The following is a 16269-nucleotide window of genomic DNA, read 5'->3' as shown; positions in this document are numbered from 1 at the left end:
TTTTTCGAAATCATCTTGGAAGCGGGCTATAGCCTATTTAAGAGGCCAGGCCAGACGTAAAGAAAGGACTCCACTTGCCAGCGATCGAACCGTTGAAAATCGACGATATCACAAAGGAGCGCGTGCGCATCCTGTTCATCGCGAAGCATGCCCTGTGGGGTGGCGGCCTGCATCCCGAGGATGGCAACCACGCCGTCTATCATCACGAGGTGCGCTCGATCCTCGAAGGGCTCGGCCTCAATCTCAAGCTGGCGGACCGGTTCGAAGTGCTGTTCGACAATCCGGAGGTGGATTTCGTATTCCCGCTGCTCAACCGCGCGGGATTCTTCAATTCCGAGATGCTGGGCCCGCTGCTGTGCGCAAGGCTCGGCATTCCGCATCTTGGGGCGAGCCCGATCCTGCGCGGATTGTCCGACGACAAGCATCTGGCGAAGCGCGCCGCCCTCGTCGCCGGCGTGCCGACCGCGCCCTGGGCGATCTACCGCCGGGGTGCGCCGGTTGTCGAAGACGGCTGCCCGAAGGCGGAACGCTACGTGATCAAGCCGAACGCGTCGTCTGCGTCGTGGGGCGTGCGCGATGCGTTCGACTGGAACGGGATCCGCAATGCGATCGCGGCCATCCATGACGAAGGGCACGACGCGCTCGTCGAACCGTTCCTCGACGGCAGCGATGTCGAGGTGCCGGTGATGACGCGGCGCGATCCGCATATCCTGCCGATGCAGATCTTCCGGCAGCAGGACCCCTCGCACCTGCGCACCTATTATGAAAAGCGCGACCTCGTCGACCGCAGCGGGAAATATTCGCTCGACCCGTTCGAGAACGAGGAGATGGCCGGGCGCATCGCCGACATGACCCGGCGGCTGTGGGCGGAATATCGCCCGTTCGATTACGGCCGGTTCGAATTCCGGGTGAACGAGAGCACGGGCGAAATCACGTTTCTCGAGGTCAATCTCAACTGCAACCTGTGGTCGGAAAAGGTGTTCGGCCGCGCCGCCACCCTCGCCGGGTTCAGCCAGGCGGAGCTTATCGAGACCATTCTTGCCGACAGCCTCATCCGCAACGGCGTCATGGCCGCGCCCGAGGGTTACTGAACGATGAGCCGGATGCCCGTCACCGTCTTGATGCTCGCCGCGCAGCGGACGGGCGTGGTGAACCCGCTCGCCCGCGAATTCGACGTTTCGCACAAATGCCTGGTGCCGATCTGCGGCGCGCCGCTCATCACCCACGTCCTCGACACGCTGTCGAACATTCCGGACATCGCCGAGGTCCGCATTTCGGTCGAGGCGGACGCCCATGACGCGGTCGGCGCCGTCGTCGCGCCCTATGACCGGCCCGACCGGCCGGTCCGGCTCGTCCCGTCGGAGCCGGGGATCGTCGATTCGGTCATCGCCGCGTCGGAAGGCGACGACGGCCCGTTCATCATCACCACCGCCGACAATGTCCTGCTCACCCGCGAGGGGTTCGACGCCATGCGCGATGCGATGCGCGATGCGGATGCCGCGGCGGGGCTCGCCACGCGCGAACGCGTGCTCGCCGCCCATCCGCAAGGGCAGCGGCGGTTTTACGAGCTGAAGGACGCAGGCTACGCCAATTGCAACATCTACGCGCTTGCCAATCGCAAGGCATTCGCCGCCGCGGAGGTGTTTCGCGAAGGGGGGCAGTTCATGAACAACCCGTCGCGCATGGTGCGGGCATTCGGGTTGGTGAACATCCTGCTCATGCGGGCAAAGCTCATCACCATGGACGCCGCGATGAAACGGCTCGGTCGCAAATTCGGCATACGCATGAAGGGGGTCAGCTTTACCGACGGCGCGCTCGCCATCGATGTCGACAACCGCCGGACCTATGACATTGCACAGCCCATCCTTGCGCAAAGGCTCAATCGCGCCGGCGAAACGCAGCCCCACCCTTGACTAACGCGCCCATGTGCTGTTGGTGAAACAACGCATTTGCAGCACGGATCACGGATCGAACCCATGGCAACCTTTACCCTCCCCGCAAACAGCAAGATCACCGGCCAGGGCCATACCCACGCCGCCGAAACCGCGGGCCGGGTGAAGAAATTCAAGGTCTATCGCTACGACCCCGACAGCGGGGAAAATCCGCGCTACGACAAGTTCGAGATCGACCTCGACGCGTGCGGGCCGATGGTGCTCGACGCGCTGATCAAGATGAAGAGCGAGCAGGACCCCTCGCTGACCTTCCGCCGCTCCTGCCGCGAGGGGATCTGCGGGTCATGTTCGATGAACATCAACGGGCGCAACACGCTCGCCTGCACCACCGCGATCGAGGATTGCGGCGCGGGCGAGGTTCGCATCACCCCCTTCCCCCACATGGACGTGGTGAAGGATCTGGTGCCCGATTTCACGCATTTCTATGCGCAATATGCCTCGATCCGCCCGTGGCTGCAGACGGTCACGCCGACCCCTGCGGGCAAGGAGCGGCTGCAATCGCCGGAACAGCGTAACAAGCTCGACGGGCTCTACGAGTGCATCCTGTGCGCGTGCTGCTCCACCGCATGCCCGAGCTACTGGTGGAATTCCGACAAGTTCCTCGGCCCGGCGATCCTGTTGCAGGCCTATCGCTGGCTCGCCGACAGCCGCGACGAAATGACCGGGGAGCGGCTGGACGAGCTGGAGGATCCCTTCCGCCTGTATCGCTGCCACACCATCATGAACTGCGCGAACGTCTGTCCCAAGGGGCTCAACCCCGCCAAGGCAATCGCCGAGATCAAGAAGATGGAAGCCGAACGGCTCGTCTGAAATGAGCAACGACATGGCTGCTCACTCTCCTGCCGTTGCCGGCGGGCGCGCGCCTGTTCGCGATGCGGACGGGTGGATGCCGTGGCTGGTCGGTCGCCCCGACGAATACAATCAGGTCGTGCTCGGCCCGATGCACGCCCGCCGCGAAGGAGAGAGCGCGCGCGTCCGGATGGTCCCGCAGGACCGTCATCTCAACCTCAATCGCGTCATTCATGGGGGCATCATCCTCGGTTTCGCGGATGTTGCGATCTTCGCGGGCGCATCGACCGTCTTGGACAAGGACTTCCTCGGCGGCGCGACGGTGGAACTCAATACGCAGTTCGTCGGGCCGGGTGACGGGAACGCGCCGCTCGATGCCGTGGTGGAGGTCGTGCGCGAAACCGGGCGGATGGTTTTCGCCCGCGGGCTCATGGTGCAGGGTGACGCCACCATCGCCAGCTTTTCCGGCATTTTCCGGAAGCCGAGCTGATCCGTGACGGGCATGATCGAACGATACGAGGCGCTGGTCGCCGCGGGCGAACTCCGACCCGATGCCGAGCAGCAGCAAGCCGCCGTCACGCTCGACGCGTTGCAGCAGGAGATCGAAAAGGCCGCCCCGTCGCAGGGCGGCGTGCTGCAGAAGCTGTTCGGCAAGGCGCCGTCGCCCGCGCCCGGCGGAATCTACATGTGGGGCGGCGTGGGGCGCGGCAAGTCCATGTTGATGGACCTGTTCCACGACACGCTCGCCATCCCGGCGAAGCGGCGCATTCATTTCCACGAATTCATGCTCGACGTGCACGACCGGCTGCGAGCCGAGCGGGCGAAGGAAACGGGCGATCCCATCCTGCCCGTCGCGACGGCAATCGCGGGCGAGGTTCGCTGCCTCGCGTTCGACGAGATGGTCGTCAACAACAGCGCCGATGCCATGATCATGAGCCGGCTGTTCACTGCGATGATGGAACAGGATGTCACCATCATCACCACATCGAACCGCCCGCCGTCCGACCTTTACAAGGACGGCCTCAACCGGGAGCATTTCCTGCCATTCATCGCGCTGATCGAGCGGCGCTTGCAGGTTGTCCCGCTCAACGGTCCGAACGATTATCGCATGGAGCGGCTGTCGGGCATCGAAACCTGGCACACGCCTTTGGGTGAGGCGGCGACCGACAAGGTGCGCGAGGCGTTTTTCCGCCTGACCGATTATCCGCCCGAGGATGCCGACCATGTGAGCGGCACCGATCTCCCGGTGAGCGGCGGACGGAGCATCTGGGTGCCGAAGAGCCTCAAGGGGGTCGCGGTCTTTTCATTCAAGCGGTTGTGCGGCGAACCGCGCGGCGCCGCCGATTATCTCGCCATTGCGCGCAATTACCACTCGGTCATCATCGTCGGCATCCCCCGCCTCACGCCGAGCGAGCGAAACGAGGCGGCGCGTTTCGTCACGCTGATCGACGCGCTCTATGAAAACGGCGTCAAGCTGATCGCGAGCGCGGATGCGGAACCGGCCGATCTCTACGAGGCTGGCGACGGGCGCTTCGAATTTGAAAGAACGGTGAGCCGGCTGATGGAAATGCAATCGGCCGATTACCTCGCCCGCGGGCACGGCGAACAATAAGCGACGCTGCCGTTGCGGCCGCCGGGCCTTCCGTCAGGAAACTGGCGCCATCATTCCCGGTCGCGCTGCATCAGATCAGCGAATTGGGGCCATCGCTACCGCACCCTTCGAAAATGGCGAGCATGCGCTTTTGCGTGGCGAGCTTTGCTTCTGTCCTGGCGATTTCGCGGCGGAGCCGGTCCGCACTGCCGATCTGGGTGCGCATCTCCGGCTCGCTTCCGTCGAGCGTGAGCGCCAGTTTCGTCGCGGACCACAACTGGCTACTGCTCGGCTCGAACATCCGGGAAATCAGCAATTCTCCGTAGGCCAGCACGATTTGAAGAGGGCAGCCGCCGGGCAGGCTTTCCATGTCGCCAAGCGCCCGCAACGTGGTGGCATCCATCATCTCGGCATTGTCGATGATCACGAGATAGCGCGATGTTTCGGTGCGGGCATCGTCGCATTCGATATCGAGCCGGTCTAGGATATGACCACACTCCAACGCGGCATCGAAGCGCAGCACACGCCGATAGTTCGGCCCGACCAGCCGGCCGATTTCGGTGAGGATTGTCCGGCGCTCGGTTCGCAGCGCACTGGTCAGCACGATATTGCGGTCACCGCGCTGAACCGCGGCGACGCATTGGCGCATCGCCTGCGCCGGGCCCACGCGCACCTGCCGAAAAAGCACCTGTGTCCGGTCTTCGAAAGTTGCATTGTCGTTTTGAAACATGAGCATGCCCTCTGCGCTGGGGTACGAGGGAATTATGCCCAATAAGGTTTGGACGCATAAGCGTAGCTGCATCCATATCCAACTAAATCAAATGTTAACTAAAAATCTGCCGGGGAATCCGCGAAAAATTACATCCGTAATGGTTCCAATGGCCCGGTTGCCCCCATCAAAAGATAATTTCGGTGGCCTTTCCATGGCCCAGAAAATCCGCGGGACTCGCGCTTGCCCCATACGCACCGGCGCAGAACACCGCCACCGTATCGCCCGTTTCGATGCGCGGGAGGGCGGCATTTTCCGCGATCCGGTCGATCGGCGTACACAGCCGTCCCACGATGGTCTGTCCACGTTCCATCGTAAGCGTATCCATCCGGTTGGCGATGGCGACGGGATAGTTGCGCCGAACCACGGTGCCGAAATTTCCGGATGCCGCAAGCTGATGATGCAGGCCCCCGTCGATCACCGCGAAGATTTCGCCGTGGCTCTCCTTCACATCGAGCACGCGGGAGAGATAGACCCCGGCCTCCCCGACGAGCCAACGGCCAAGTTCGATTGCGAACGCCGTATCGCGCAGGATGGCGGGGCGTTTCGACAATTGCCCGTCCAACGCCCGGCCGACCGCGCCGATGTCGAGCGGCGTGTCCCCCGCAAAGTAAGGGATGCCAAAACCGCCGCCCAGATTGCAATGCGGCACCGGCACGCCGCTTTCCTCACCAAGCCGGGCGGCCAGCGCGATCGTGGCGGCCTGCGTTTCGATCACCGCCGCCGCATCGAGCGCCTGGCTCCCGGCGTAGATGTGGAAGCCGCGCCATTCTGCCCCGCTCGCCAAAATTTCGCGGACGAGCGCGGGAACGCGGATCGCATCGATGCCGAACTGGCGCGGCCCGCCGCCCATCTTCATTCCCGAACCGCGCAGATCGAAATCGGGGTTGACCCGAATGGCCAGCCGCGGCGCAATGCCGAGCCGCTCGCCAATCGCGAAAGCGCGCCGCGCCTCCCCTTCGGATTCGAGGTTCAGCGTGATGCCGGCCATGATCGCGTCGGACAGCTCGCCATCGTCCTTCCCCGGCCCGGCGAAGCTGATGCGGGCCGGCTCCACGCCCGCCTCTCGCGCGAGGCGCAATTCACCCCCCGACGCGATGTCGAGCCCATCGACCAGCCCGGCCATGCGCGACAGCAATGGCGGAAACGGATTCGCCTTCATCGCGTAATGGATGGCGAGTTCGTCCGGCATCGCCGACCGCAACATCGCGACCCGGCGTTCGAGCATGGCGGCGGAATAGACGAAGGCAGGCGTCTGTCCCGCCCAATGCGATACGGGCGCGCCGTCGATGACGAGCTCGCCATTGGTCGTGGTGAATCCGTCCGGAATGGGGCCAAGCTTTTTCATCATGCAGCACTCTCAATTGCGCGGATGAGGCCGGCGCGGTCCAGCTTTCCGGTTGCGCCGCGGGGCAATTCGTCGCGCCAATGAATATGGGCCGGTTGCATGAAGGACGGCAATGCGCGGGCCATCGCCTTCGGCAATTCGGCCTGCGCACGATCGGAACCGACCGCCGGCGCCGCGCGCGCGACCATGTGGATCGCCTGGCCCGCCCGCGCATCGGGCAGGCCGAATGCGACGGCCTCCGCGACAAGGCCGGTGCTAAGCGCCGCATCCTCGATCTCTTGCGGGCTGATCCTCTGGCCGAAGGATTTGATCATCGCGTCGCGCCGCCCCACGAAATAGAGCAGGCCGTCCTCGCCCATGCGCACCCTGTCCCCGGACCAGACCGCCGTCCCGCCATATTGCGAGCTCTCCGGCGTGGGCCTGAAACGTTCGGCGGTGCGCGCCGGATCCCGCCAGTACCCCTGCGCGACGAGCGGGCCTGCATGGACCAGCTCGCCCTCGTCCCCCGGCCCGCCCGGCGTTCCATCGTCACGCATCACGATGATCTCGGCATGGGGAATGGCGCGGCCGATGCTCGTCGGTTTCGCATCCACCTCTTCGGGGTCGAGAAAGGTCGAACGAAACGCCTCGGTCAGGCCGTACATCGGATAAAGGCGCGCATCGGGAAACCGCGCCCGCAAGGCCCGGACCAACGGTTCGCCCAGCGCGCCGCCACTATTCGTGAGCCGCCGCAGCGTCGCGATGGCATCCGCGGTCCATTCCTGCTCCAGCAATTGCACCCAGAGCGGCGGAACCCCGGCAAGGGTGGTGATGCGCCGGTCCGCGACGGCCTTCACCACGGCGCGGGGGAAAAGATAGTCGATCGGCACCGCCGCGCCGCCTGCGAACCATGTCGAGAGCAGCTGATTCTGGCCGTAATCGAATGCCAGCGGCAGGACGCATAAGGTTCGGTCGTCGCCTTCCAATTGGAGATAGGACGCGACCGCCTCCGCACCGAGCCAGAGATTCGCATGGCTGAGCATGACGCCCTTGGGCCGACCGGTCGAACCGCTGGTATAAAGGATCGCGGCCAGATCGTCGGGCGCGGCACGGGACGGCGCCATCGCATCGCCGGCCATCGCCGCATGTTCGCACGCCGTCTCCTCGACCGCAGCGCAGCCGGCGGGCATGTCCCCATCGCTCAGCGTGTCGAGTAGGCCGGAATTGCCAATGATCATCCGCGCCCCGCTATCGCCGAGGATATGCGCCACCTGCGCAGGCTTCAGCACCGGGTTCACCGGCACGTGCACCATCCCCGCACGCGGCACGGCCAGCGGCATGATGCAGGCAAGCCACCCCTTCCCCGCCCAGCTCGCCACGCGCGCACCGGCGTCCCATCCCTCCTGCGCTTCGCGATGGGCGAGCCAAGCGGCGAGATGCCCCACCGCATGCTCCAACTCTCCAAAGGACAGCGTCCGATCCTTCAGCACGAGCGCATCGGCGCCCCGCTCGCCGCAGAGGGCGAGATGATCCACAGGGCGGGATGGTGGCGGTGTCATGATCCTATCCATAGCATTGCCGGCGCGCGCCGCCATGCTTGCGTCCGCGCCCTGTAAAAGCTAAGCCGCCGGGCGCCATGAACGAAGCCATCCCCCCCGTCATCCAGTCGTCCGACACGAAATTGCGGGCCGCGCTTGCCGACATACTGGCGCTTTCGGAACAGAGGGTCGCCGGTTTCGACGAAGATACCGAGCTTTTCGGCGCGCTGCCCGAACTGGATTCGCAGGCGGTCGCAGGGCTTCTGACCGAGATCGAGGACAGTTTCGATATCGTGATCGAAGACGACGAGGTCGATGGCGACATGCTCGAAACCTATGGCGCGCTGCTGCGCTTCGTCATGGACAAGCGCGCCGGGCGCTGAGGCCCGGCACGATCGGTCCACGGAGGCTCAGGCGTCCGCGTCCGCCATTTCGTCGCGCGCAAGCTCCAGCGTGCCGAGAAACCGTTCCGCATCGAGCGCGGCCATGCACCCGGTGCCCGCCGCCGTGACCGCCTGGCGATAGGTGTGGTCCATCACGTCGCCGCATGCGAACACGCCGGGAATCTCGGTCTTGGGCGTGCCGGGCGCCACCTCGATATAGCCTGAGGGGTCGAGCGGGAGCTGCCCTGCGAACAATTCGGTTGCGGGGGCATGGCCGATCGCGACGAACGCGCCCTCTGTGTCAAAGCGGCTTTCCTCGCCCGTTTCGGTATCCTTCAGCCGGAGATGGGTGAGCCCCTTGCCATCCTCGCCGCAGAATTCCTCCACCGTCTTGTTCCACAGCACGCTGATCTTGTCGCTCTTGTGGAGGCGGTCCTGAAGGATCTTTTCCGCGCGCAGGGTGTCGCGCCGGTGGATCAGCGTGACATCGTCCGAATGGTTGGTGAGGTAGAGCGCTTCTTCGACCGCGGTATTGCCGCCGCCGATGACCACGACCTTCTTGCCGCGATAGAAGAACCCGTCGCAGGTCGCGCAGGCCGACACGCCCTTGCCGGAAAAGGCCTGCTCGCCTTCCACGCCCAGCCATTTCGCCTGCGCCCCGGTGGCGATGCACAGCGTGTCGCCGTGATATTCATCGCCGCTGTCGCCCTTCGCAACGAACGGCGGCCCGCTCTTTAAATCGACAGAGGTGATCGTGTCCCACATCATGCGCGTACCGACATGCTCGGCCTGCGCCTGCATCTCCTGCATCAGCCAGGGGCCCTGAATCACGTCGCGAAAGCCGGGGTAATTCTCGACATCGGTGGTGATGGTGAGCTGCCCGCCCGGCTGAAGCCCCTGCACCACGATCGGCTCCATGCCGGCGCGCGCGGCGTAGATCGCGGCGGAAAGCCCGGCGGGGCCGGAACCGATGATGAGCATGCGGGTCTTGTGAATGGTCATGATGCGTATGTCCGTCTGGCGTCTTCGAATGGGCTTGCCTGCCAGATAGGGATCTATCGGGCGAAAGCCAATCCACCCGTGCGCATACGGCGTACGCGGTTCAGCGCCGCCCGGTGAGAAGCGGATATGGATTGATGGCGGACCCTTCGAACCATTCCTCGCCCGGCTCCATCCGCATCACCGCGAAATGAAGATGCGGCGCGGACGGATCGGCGTTTCCGGTGCTGCCGACCGTGCCGAGCCTGTCGCCGCGGCGGATCCGCGCACCCTCGCGCAATTGCGGAGCATAGCGGCGAAGATGGGCGTAATAGTGAATTTCGCCTTCGTCCGGGGTGCGGATATAGATGGTTTCGCCGCCCTCGTCCGAACGGAACAGCTTTTCCACCACGCCATCTTCGGCCGCGAGCACCGGCGTGCCGGCAGGCGCCATGATGTCGATGGCGTCGTGAACCCTTTTGCCGCCCGCCCGCGCATCGCGGAACGTATCGGTGAGCATATCGGCCCGAACCCCGGCGACCGGAATCGCAAGCCGGACCTGTGCCGGCGAATCGCGGCGGGCGTCATCACTGCGCGGGACCGCCTGTTCGCCGCCACCGGCACGATCCTGCGTCCCCGCCGCATCGCTGGCATCGCCGAACGTGGGCAAAGGCGCATCGCCGACGCTCGGGTCATAATCCGGTTCGGGCGGACGATAGGGGTCGAGCAGCGCATAGGCCAGCAGCCAGGCGATCGAGGTCAGCGCGATGCTGATCACCGCGATCTTCACGTCGCGGGCGAAACGCCCGGCATTATCCCGCACCGTGCTCATCCGTCGTACCTATTTCTGAAACACCACCTCGGTCGATCCCGATACCATTTCGGCCAGCCGCGCCGCGTCCCAGTTGGTCAGGCGGACGCAGCCATGGCTTTGCGCGCGTCCGATGGTTTCGGGGGCCGACGTGCCGTGAATGCCGTAATGTTCCTTCGACAGGTCGATCCATACGACGCCCACGGGTCCGTTCGGACCGGGGGGCAATTGCTGGTCCTGCTCGCTGTCGGGCACGTCCCAGAACAGGTCGGGATCGTAGGCGAAGGGCGGATTATGCGCGACGCCGTTGATTTTCCAATCGCCGATGGGGAGCGGATCGTTGCTCGACCCCGAGGTCACGGTGAACATCGCGATCAACTTGTCGCTGTCATCGTAGGCGACGAGCGTCTTTTCCGATTCGTCCACCACGATGCGGGCGGCATCGGGCTGCTCCGTCCCGACGCCCAGCATGCGCAGCGTCGACCGCCAGTCGTCGTCGAGTTCGGCGCGGCGGTCCATGAAATCGGCGCCAATATTGGGCACGCGGATCTTCTGTCCGGCGGCGAAGATGGGCGTGTCGGGGTTTTCGGTATCGCCTTCCTCACGCGGCGACGCGGAGGGTGAGGGCGTGGGCCGCGGGGACGCACCGCTCTGCACGTCCTCGCCATCGTCGAACCGCTGCGTCGCGCTCGCGCCCAGCATGTCCGCGCCGGCGGGCCGCCCACCGGGGTTGAGCATGCGGAGCGTCTCGACCGTGGTGTGGAACCGCTCGGCCAGCTTTTCGTCCAGAGACTCGTAGCCCAGACGCTGCATCTCGGCCTGCTCGGCCGGGTCGTCGGGGATCGGCTCGAACCGGCCGACGGCGAATTCCTCAGGGATCGTGACGACGCGCGTTGCGGCGATATTGTCATATTCGGCGAGCGCGGCGCGGGTCTCGTCATTCATCTCGCCGGTCGGTTCCAGATCGTTGGCCATCTGAAACCCCTCGATCGCGTTGCGCGTCGAGAGGCCCATCTTGCCGTCAATCACCCCCGGCGAAAACGCGAGCCGATCCAGCACGACCTGCAATTGCATCGTGGGCCGTTCCTCGCTGTCGGGGTATTGTTCGGCGCGGGTTTCCCCCGGTGCGGGATCGTTGCTGGCCATGGCGTCGGCGTCGTTGTCGTCCGTCGCTGCCTCGCTCTGCGTCGGCTGCGGCTCCGGCGTTTCGGCATCGCCCCCGCACGCGACGAGCGCCAGCGCGAGAGGAAACGCCAGGGTTGCATGGAAAAGCCGCATAATCGTCACATCCTCGTCATGTCCGGCCCGCGATCGGTGCGCACCGGTTCACTCGTTTGGGAATAAAACGTCGCAGATCCGAAATCGTGCCGGGACCCTAGCGACGAAATTCGCCCTCCGGCCGGGGCGGCGCATCGGCGATGGCGCGGGCGAACGCGCGGACGGACGCGGCCTCGTCCCCGTTCCATATGGCGCCCGATACCGCGAGGAAATCCGCACCCGCAGTCACCAGGGGGGCGCAATTGTCCGGCGTGATGCCGCCGATCGCCACACAGGGAATCTCGAACAGATGCTGCCAGAATTCGAGCAGTTCCAGTTCCGCGCGGTGCTCGGTTTCCTTGGTGGTGCTGGGAAAGAACGCGCCGAACGCGACATAGTCGGCGCCGGCCTCGCCCGCATCCATCGCGAGATGGCGGCTCCCATGGCAGGTCACGCCGATCTGCGCGTCCTTGCCAAGCTTTTCGCGGGCATCGGCGACCGTGCCGTCACCCTGCCCCAGGTGCACGCCATCGGCGTCGAGCCGGTTGGCGAGGCTGATGGAATCGTTGACGATAAATCCGACGCCGCGATCGGCGCACATCGTGCGGAGCGGCTGGGCAAGGCGTGCGGCCTCGTGCTGATCCATGTCCTTCACGCGAAACTGGAAGGCGGTGACGATCCCGTCGCCGGCGTCGATGGCGCGGGCGAGCCGGTCGGGAAAATCGCCGGTCACGTCGAGCGGCGAAATGAGATAGAGATCGGTGCGGTTCATGCGGCATGCCCTAACCGCGTCGCGAAGGAGTGTGAAGTCTTATGCACGATCGAACGATATTGCCGGCCTGCCTCATGGCCGTCGCCGCGTTGTCCGGCTGTACCGGCATGGGTCCGGACGGCGCCGAACGCGCGGCGCCCCTGCCCTCGACGCGGGCGCCCGTCGCGATTGGCGAGGCGGTTCGTGCGGGCGAATGGGCGCTCACCACGCAGGCCGTGGTCGAGGACAGCCGCTGCCCGGTGGGCACGCAATGCGTATGGGCAGGCCGCGTCGTCGTCGACGTACGGATCGAGGGCGACGGACAGGCCGAGACACGCACGCTTACCGCCGGGGAGGAAGCGACGGTACGCGGCAGCCGCGTTCTTCTGATGCAGGTGACGCCCGAAAAAGGCGAAGCGGCAATCCCGACGGGGGACTACCGCTTCGTTTACGCGATCACGCCATAGGGGCGTGCCTCAGGCGGCGTTCTTTTCCGCCGATGCGCAGTAGATTTCGTCGATCGCGGTGGAAAGCGCATCGTCGAACTGCTTGTCGTCCATCTGGTGGCGCAGCTCTTCGAGCAAGGCGCGGCTGAAGCTTGCGATCATGCCCTTGTTCTTCGCCAGCTCGGCGCAGGCATCGCCGCGCGAATACCCACCCGAAAGCGCCACCACGCGCGCCACCGCCGGATGGTCGACCAGCGCATCATAGGTGCCGGGCACCGCGGGGATCGACAGCTTCAGCATGACCTGACGCCCGCCGGACAGCTCGTCCAGCGCCTTCAGGATCTCGTCGCGAAGGATCTCCTCACCCTCGGCACGGTCCTCGGCGGTGATGGTGTATTCCGGCTCCAGGATCGGCATGAGCCCGGCATCGACGATCTGATTGCCGACATCGAACTGCTGCTTCACGATGGCGGCGATACCCTGCGGATCGGCGGAATTGATGACCGAACGCATCTTCGTGCCGAACACGCCCTTGTCCTTCGCGCGCTTCAACAGCTCGGTGAGGCCGGGCATCGGCTTCATCAGCTGCACGCCCTTGTCCTCATCCTCCAGCCCCTTGTCGACCTTGAGGAAGGGGACCACGCCGCGCTCCTGCAACACGGTGGGCACCGGCTTGCCGTCGGCGTCGCCGTCCATGGTCTTCTCGAACAGGATCGCGCCGAGCACCTTGCCCCCGTTAAAACACGGCGAGGTCACGATGCGGCTGCGCATGGTGTGGATCATGGCGAACATTTCCTCGTCGCCCGACCATGCGTCATCCTCGACGCCATAACCGCGCAGCGCCTTGGGCGTCGATCCGCCGCTCTGGTCCAGTGCCGCGATGAAGCCGTCGCCATTGCGGATCTGTTCAAGCATTTCGTCGTAAGTCATCGTCGCAATCCCCTGTTCAATCGTGTGTTCGAGAAAGGTTCGGCACTCAGCGCGTCAACGCCGCGACCCCCGGCAATTCGCGCCCTTCCATCCATTCGAGAAAGGCCCCGCCCGCGGTCGAGACATAGGTGAAATCGTCCCCGGCGCCCGCGTGATTGAGCGCGGCAACCGTGTCGCCCCCGCCCGCCACCGACACGAGCGAGCCTTCGCGGGTGAGCGCGGCCGCGGTCTTTGCAAGCGATACGGTGGCCGCGTCGAACGGCTCGGTCTCGAACGCGCCAAGCGGCCCGTTCCACACCAGCGTGCGGCAGGTCTTGAGCACATCGGCCAGCGCCTCGGTCGCCTGCGGCCCGATGTCGAGGATCATTTCCTCAGCCCTGACCTCGTGCACGTTGCAGGTGCGCAGCGATGCGGGATGGGCGGCGAATTCGGTCGCCACGACCACGTCATAGGGCAGATGCACGGTACAGCCCGAACGATCGGCGGCCTCCATGATCTTTTCCACCGTGGGCTTCAACTCATGCTCGCACAAGGATTTGCCGACATCGACCCCGCGCGCGGCGAGGAAGGTGTTGGCCATGCCGCCACCGATGATGAGGTGATCGACGATCCCGACCAGATGTTCCAGCACGGCAAGCTTGCTCGACACTTTCGCCCCGCCGACGACCGCGGCGACCGGCTTTTCCGGATTGCCGAGCGCCTTGTCGAGCGCTTCCAGCTCCTTCTGCATCGCGCGCCCGGCATAGCTTGGCAGGCAATGGGTGATCGCCTCGGTGCTGGCATGGGCGCGGTGGGCGGCGGAAAACGCATCATTCACGTAGAAATCGCCATTGGCGGCAATGGCGGCGGCGAACTCGGCGTCGTTCGCCTCCTCGCCCGGCCAGAAGCGCGTATTTTCGAGGATGGCGACATCGCCATCGCGCAAAATGCCGACCGATTGCGCGACGACATCGCCGGCGACCTCGGGCACGAACATGATTTCACGGCCGAGCACGTCCTGCACCGCGTCGACCACCATGCTGAGCGACTGGGTCGAGCTGCGCTGCCCCTTCGGCCTGCCGAAATGCGCGAGCAGGAGCACCTTGGCCCCGGCATCGGCGAGTTCGAGGATGGTCGGTGCGGAGGCATTGATCCGGGTCCGGTCGGTGACCTGCCCGCCGTTCATCGGCAGGTTCAGATCGACGCGGACCAGCGCCACCTTGCCCGCAACCTGTTCAATATCGTCGAGAGTGCGAAAGCTGCTCATGCTTCGATCCTTATGATGTCGCCGATGGCGATATGCCCGCCGTTCAGCACCCGGCCCAGCAGGCCGCCGCGCCATTTCGGCATCAGCGCTGCCTTCAATCCGGCGTGAATGTCTTCCATCCGGCTGCAGGGGTCGCATTCCTGCACCGCCTCGATGACGAGGGTTTCGCCGATATGGATCCGTGCGCCCGCCTCGCGCGGCAATGCAATACCGTCGACGAGCAGGTTGGCACGCCGCTCGGACCAGGCGATGGCATCGGGCGCGAGGTCGAGATCGGCCATCGCGGCGGCCCACCCCGATGCGGTGATGAGCGAAATCTGGCGCTTGCGCGGGCCGTCCGGCTTCATCGCACCGCGATAATCGCCGGCAAGGCCCGCCTCCACCGTCACCTCGACGGCGTCTATTTCCTCGATCGGACCGCGCGGGCGGTCATGCCGCGCAATGCCGACCAACCGCCCCACGCTCATCGTCCGTCCCTCCGGCTCAGATCAGACCCGCGATCACGCCGGCGGTGTCGATCATCCGGTTGGAGAAGCCCCATTCGTTGTCATACCACGAAACGACGCGGGCAAGCTTGTTTTCCAGCACCGCGGTTTCGAGGCTGTCGACGGTCGAGCTGGCCGGATAATGGTTGAAGTCGGAGGACACCAGCGGCTCCTCGGTATAGTCGAGCACACCCTTCAAGGCACCATTGGCCGCGGATTTGAGCGCCTCGTTCAATTCCTCGGCACTGGTGTCGCGCGACGGGGTGAAGACGAGGTCGATCAGGCTGACGTTCGGCGTCGGCACGCGGACCGAGCTGCCATCGAGCTTGCCATTGAGTTCGGGCAGGACGAGGCCGACCGCGCGGGCCGCGCCCGTCGTCGTCGGGATCATGTTCTGCGCGCCGGCGCGGGCACGGCGCATGTCCGAATGCATCTGGTCGAGCATGCGCTGATCATTGGTGTAGCTGTGGATCGTGGTCATGAAACCGCGCTCGATCCCGACCGCCTCGTGCAGCACCTTTGCGACGGGCGCGAGGCAGTTGGTGGTGCAGCTTGCGTTCGACACGACGATGTCGTCGGCGGTCAGCGTGTCCTGATTGACGCCGAACACGATGGTCTTGTCGACATTCTTGGCCGGCGCGGAGATGAGCACGCGCTTTGCCCCTGCGTCGAGATGCGGGCTGGCCGCTTCCTTCGACTGGAAGAAACCGGTGCATTCGAGCACGATGTCGACGCCCATCGCCTTGTGCGGAAGCTTGCCGGGATCGCGCTCCTTGGTAACGGCGATCTTCTTGCCGTTGACGGTGATGCTGTCGGCGTCCGACGTCACCTCGCCCGGGAAACGCCCGTGCGTGGAATCGTAGGAGAACAGGAGCGCATTGTCCTTCGCATCGGCGAGATCGTTGATCGCCACGAGTTCCAGATCGTGATCGTCGCGTTCGAGCAGAGCGCGCGCCACCAGCCGTCCGATACGACCGAAACCATTAATCGCAACCTTCGTCGCCATATGCTGAAAC

Annotated in this window: 18 protein-coding genes; 7 read left to right on the top strand and 11 right to left on the bottom strand. The window is 65.0% G+C overall.

Annotated features, from left to right (window positions below; all coding sequences use genetic code 11):
- Positions 1 to 74: 74 nt before the first annotated feature.
- The 5 genes from JD971_RS12275 to zapE all read left to right on the top strand — a co-directional run bounded on the left by JD971_RS12275 (position 75) and on the right by zapE (position 4353).
- Positions 75 to 1091 (top strand): phosphoribosylglycinamide synthetase, encoded by a 1017-nt coding sequence (locus tag JD971_RS12275; RefSeq protein ID WP_202083787.1) that lies wholly within the window; start codon positions 75 to 77, stop codon positions 1089 to 1091.
- Positions 1092 to 1103: 12 nt separating this feature from the next.
- Positions 1104 to 1913, top strand: coding sequence for an NTP transferase domain-containing protein (locus JD971_RS12270; protein ID WP_202083785.1), 810 nt, complete (start codon positions 1104 to 1106; stop codon positions 1911 to 1913).
- Positions 1914 to 1976: 63 nt separating this feature from the next.
- Positions 1977 to 2762, top strand: a complete 786-nt coding sequence (locus JD971_RS12265) for a succinate dehydrogenase iron-sulfur subunit (protein ID WP_202083784.1) — start codon at positions 1977 to 1979, stop codon at positions 2760 to 2762.
- 13 nt (positions 2763 to 2775) lie between these two features.
- A complete protein-coding gene (locus JD971_RS12260; protein ID WP_202083782.1) occupies positions 2776 to 3231 on the top strand; it encodes a PaaI family thioesterase in 456 nt (151 codons plus the stop codon).
- Between the two features lie 3 nt (positions 3232 to 3234).
- Positions 3235 to 4353: a cell division protein ZapE gene (zapE, locus tag JD971_RS12255; RefSeq protein ID WP_202083780.1), complete on the top strand. Its 1119-nt coding sequence runs from the start codon at positions 3235 to 3237 to the stop codon at positions 4351 to 4353.
- 70 nt (positions 4354 to 4423) lie between these two features.
- Here the strand turns inward: zapE and JD971_RS12250 are convergent, their stop codons facing one another.
- The 3 genes from JD971_RS12250 to JD971_RS12240 all read right to left on the bottom strand — a co-directional run bounded on the left by JD971_RS12250 (position 4424) and on the right by JD971_RS12240 (position 7987).
- Complete coding sequence (locus JD971_RS12250; RefSeq protein ID WP_202083778.1) at positions 4424 to 5068, bottom strand: hypothetical protein; 645 nt, start codon at positions 5066 to 5068, stop codon at positions 4424 to 4426.
- A 160-nt stretch (positions 5069 to 5228) separates the two neighbouring features.
- Positions 5229 to 6449 carry a pyridoxal-dependent decarboxylase, exosortase A system-associated gene (locus JD971_RS12245; protein ID WP_202087646.1) on the bottom strand — a complete coding sequence of 407 codons (1221 nt, stop codon included), beginning with the start codon at positions 6447 to 6449 and terminating at the stop codon, positions 5229 to 5231.
- Positions 6449 to 7987: an acyl-CoA ligase (AMP-forming), exosortase A system-associated gene (locus JD971_RS12240; RefSeq protein WP_202083776.1), complete on the bottom strand. Its 1539-nt coding sequence runs from the start codon at positions 7985 to 7987 to the stop codon at positions 6449 to 6451. Before JD971_RS12240 ends, JD971_RS12245 begins: the two co-directional genes overlap by 1 nt.
- Positions 7988 to 8064: 77 nt before the next feature.
- Between JD971_RS12240 and JD971_RS12235 the strand changes: the two genes are divergently transcribed.
- Positions 8065 to 8349, top strand: coding sequence for a phosphopantetheine-binding protein (locus JD971_RS12235; RefSeq protein ID WP_202083774.1), 285 nt, complete (start codon positions 8065 to 8067; stop codon positions 8347 to 8349).
- Between the two features lie 27 nt (positions 8350 to 8376).
- Here JD971_RS12235 and trxB read toward each other — a convergent pair whose 3' ends face one another.
- From trxB to thiE, 4 genes are all read right to left on the bottom strand, one after another.
- Positions 8377 to 9351 (bottom strand): thioredoxin-disulfide reductase, encoded by a 975-nt coding sequence (gene trxB, locus JD971_RS12230; protein ID WP_202083772.1) that lies wholly within the window; start codon positions 9349 to 9351, stop codon positions 8377 to 8379.
- Between the two features lie 100 nt (positions 9352 to 9451).
- The gene (locus tag JD971_RS12225; protein WP_202083770.1) at positions 9452 to 10159 is read right to left on the bottom strand and encodes a M23 family metallopeptidase; all 708 of its coding nucleotides are present in this window, start codon (positions 10157 to 10159) and stop codon (positions 9452 to 9454) included.
- A 9-nt stretch (positions 10160 to 10168) separates the two neighbouring features.
- Positions 10169 to 11416, bottom strand: a complete 1248-nt coding sequence (locus JD971_RS12220; protein ID WP_202083768.1) for a L,D-transpeptidase family protein — start codon at positions 11414 to 11416, stop codon at positions 10169 to 10171.
- A 97-nt stretch (positions 11417 to 11513) separates the two neighbouring features.
- Positions 11514 to 12167 (bottom strand): thiamine phosphate synthase, encoded by a 654-nt coding sequence (thiE, locus tag JD971_RS12215; protein WP_202083766.1) that lies wholly within the window; start codon positions 12165 to 12167, stop codon positions 11514 to 11516.
- Positions 12168 to 12208: 41 nt separating this feature from the next.
- On the opposite strand from thiE, the gene JD971_RS12210 reads away from it, so the two are divergent.
- The gene (locus JD971_RS12210) at positions 12209 to 12613 is read left to right on the top strand and encodes a hypothetical protein (protein ID WP_202083763.1); all 405 of its coding nucleotides are present in this window, start codon (positions 12209 to 12211) and stop codon (positions 12611 to 12613) included.
- A 9-nt stretch (positions 12614 to 12622) separates the two neighbouring features.
- On the opposite strand, the gene JD971_RS12205 is transcribed toward JD971_RS12210, so the two are convergent.
- From JD971_RS12205 to gap, 4 genes are read right to left on the bottom strand one after another with little or no spacing between them, the layout of a single operon-like run.
- Entirely contained in the window at positions 12623 to 13522 is a 900-nt protein-coding gene (locus JD971_RS12205) for a fructose bisphosphate aldolase (RefSeq protein ID WP_202083761.1), read from the bottom strand.
- Between the two features lie 46 nt (positions 13523 to 13568).
- Complete coding sequence (gene pgk, locus JD971_RS12200) at positions 13569 to 14768, bottom strand: phosphoglycerate kinase (protein ID WP_202083759.1); 1200 nt, start codon at positions 14766 to 14768, stop codon at positions 13569 to 13571.
- On the bottom strand, positions 14765 to 15235 hold the full coding sequence (locus JD971_RS12195) for an MOSC domain-containing protein (protein ID WP_202083757.1): 471 nt from the start codon (positions 15233 to 15235) through the stop codon (positions 14765 to 14767). Before JD971_RS12195 ends, pgk begins: the two co-directional genes overlap by 4 nt.
- A 16-nt stretch (positions 15236 to 15251) precedes the next feature.
- Entirely contained in the window at positions 15252 to 16259 is a 1008-nt protein-coding gene (gene gap / locus JD971_RS12190; RefSeq protein WP_202083754.1) for a type I glyceraldehyde-3-phosphate dehydrogenase, read from the bottom strand.
- Positions 16260 to 16269: the final 10 nt, after the last annotated feature.

The sequence above is a fragment of the Croceicoccus sp. YJ47 genome (genome assembly GCF_016745095.1).
GTDB lineage: Bacteria > Pseudomonadota > Alphaproteobacteria > Sphingomonadales > Sphingomonadaceae > Croceicoccus.
The sequence above is the reverse complement of the archived record's forward strand: the minus strand, read 5'-3'. Positions and strand labels throughout refer to the sequence as shown.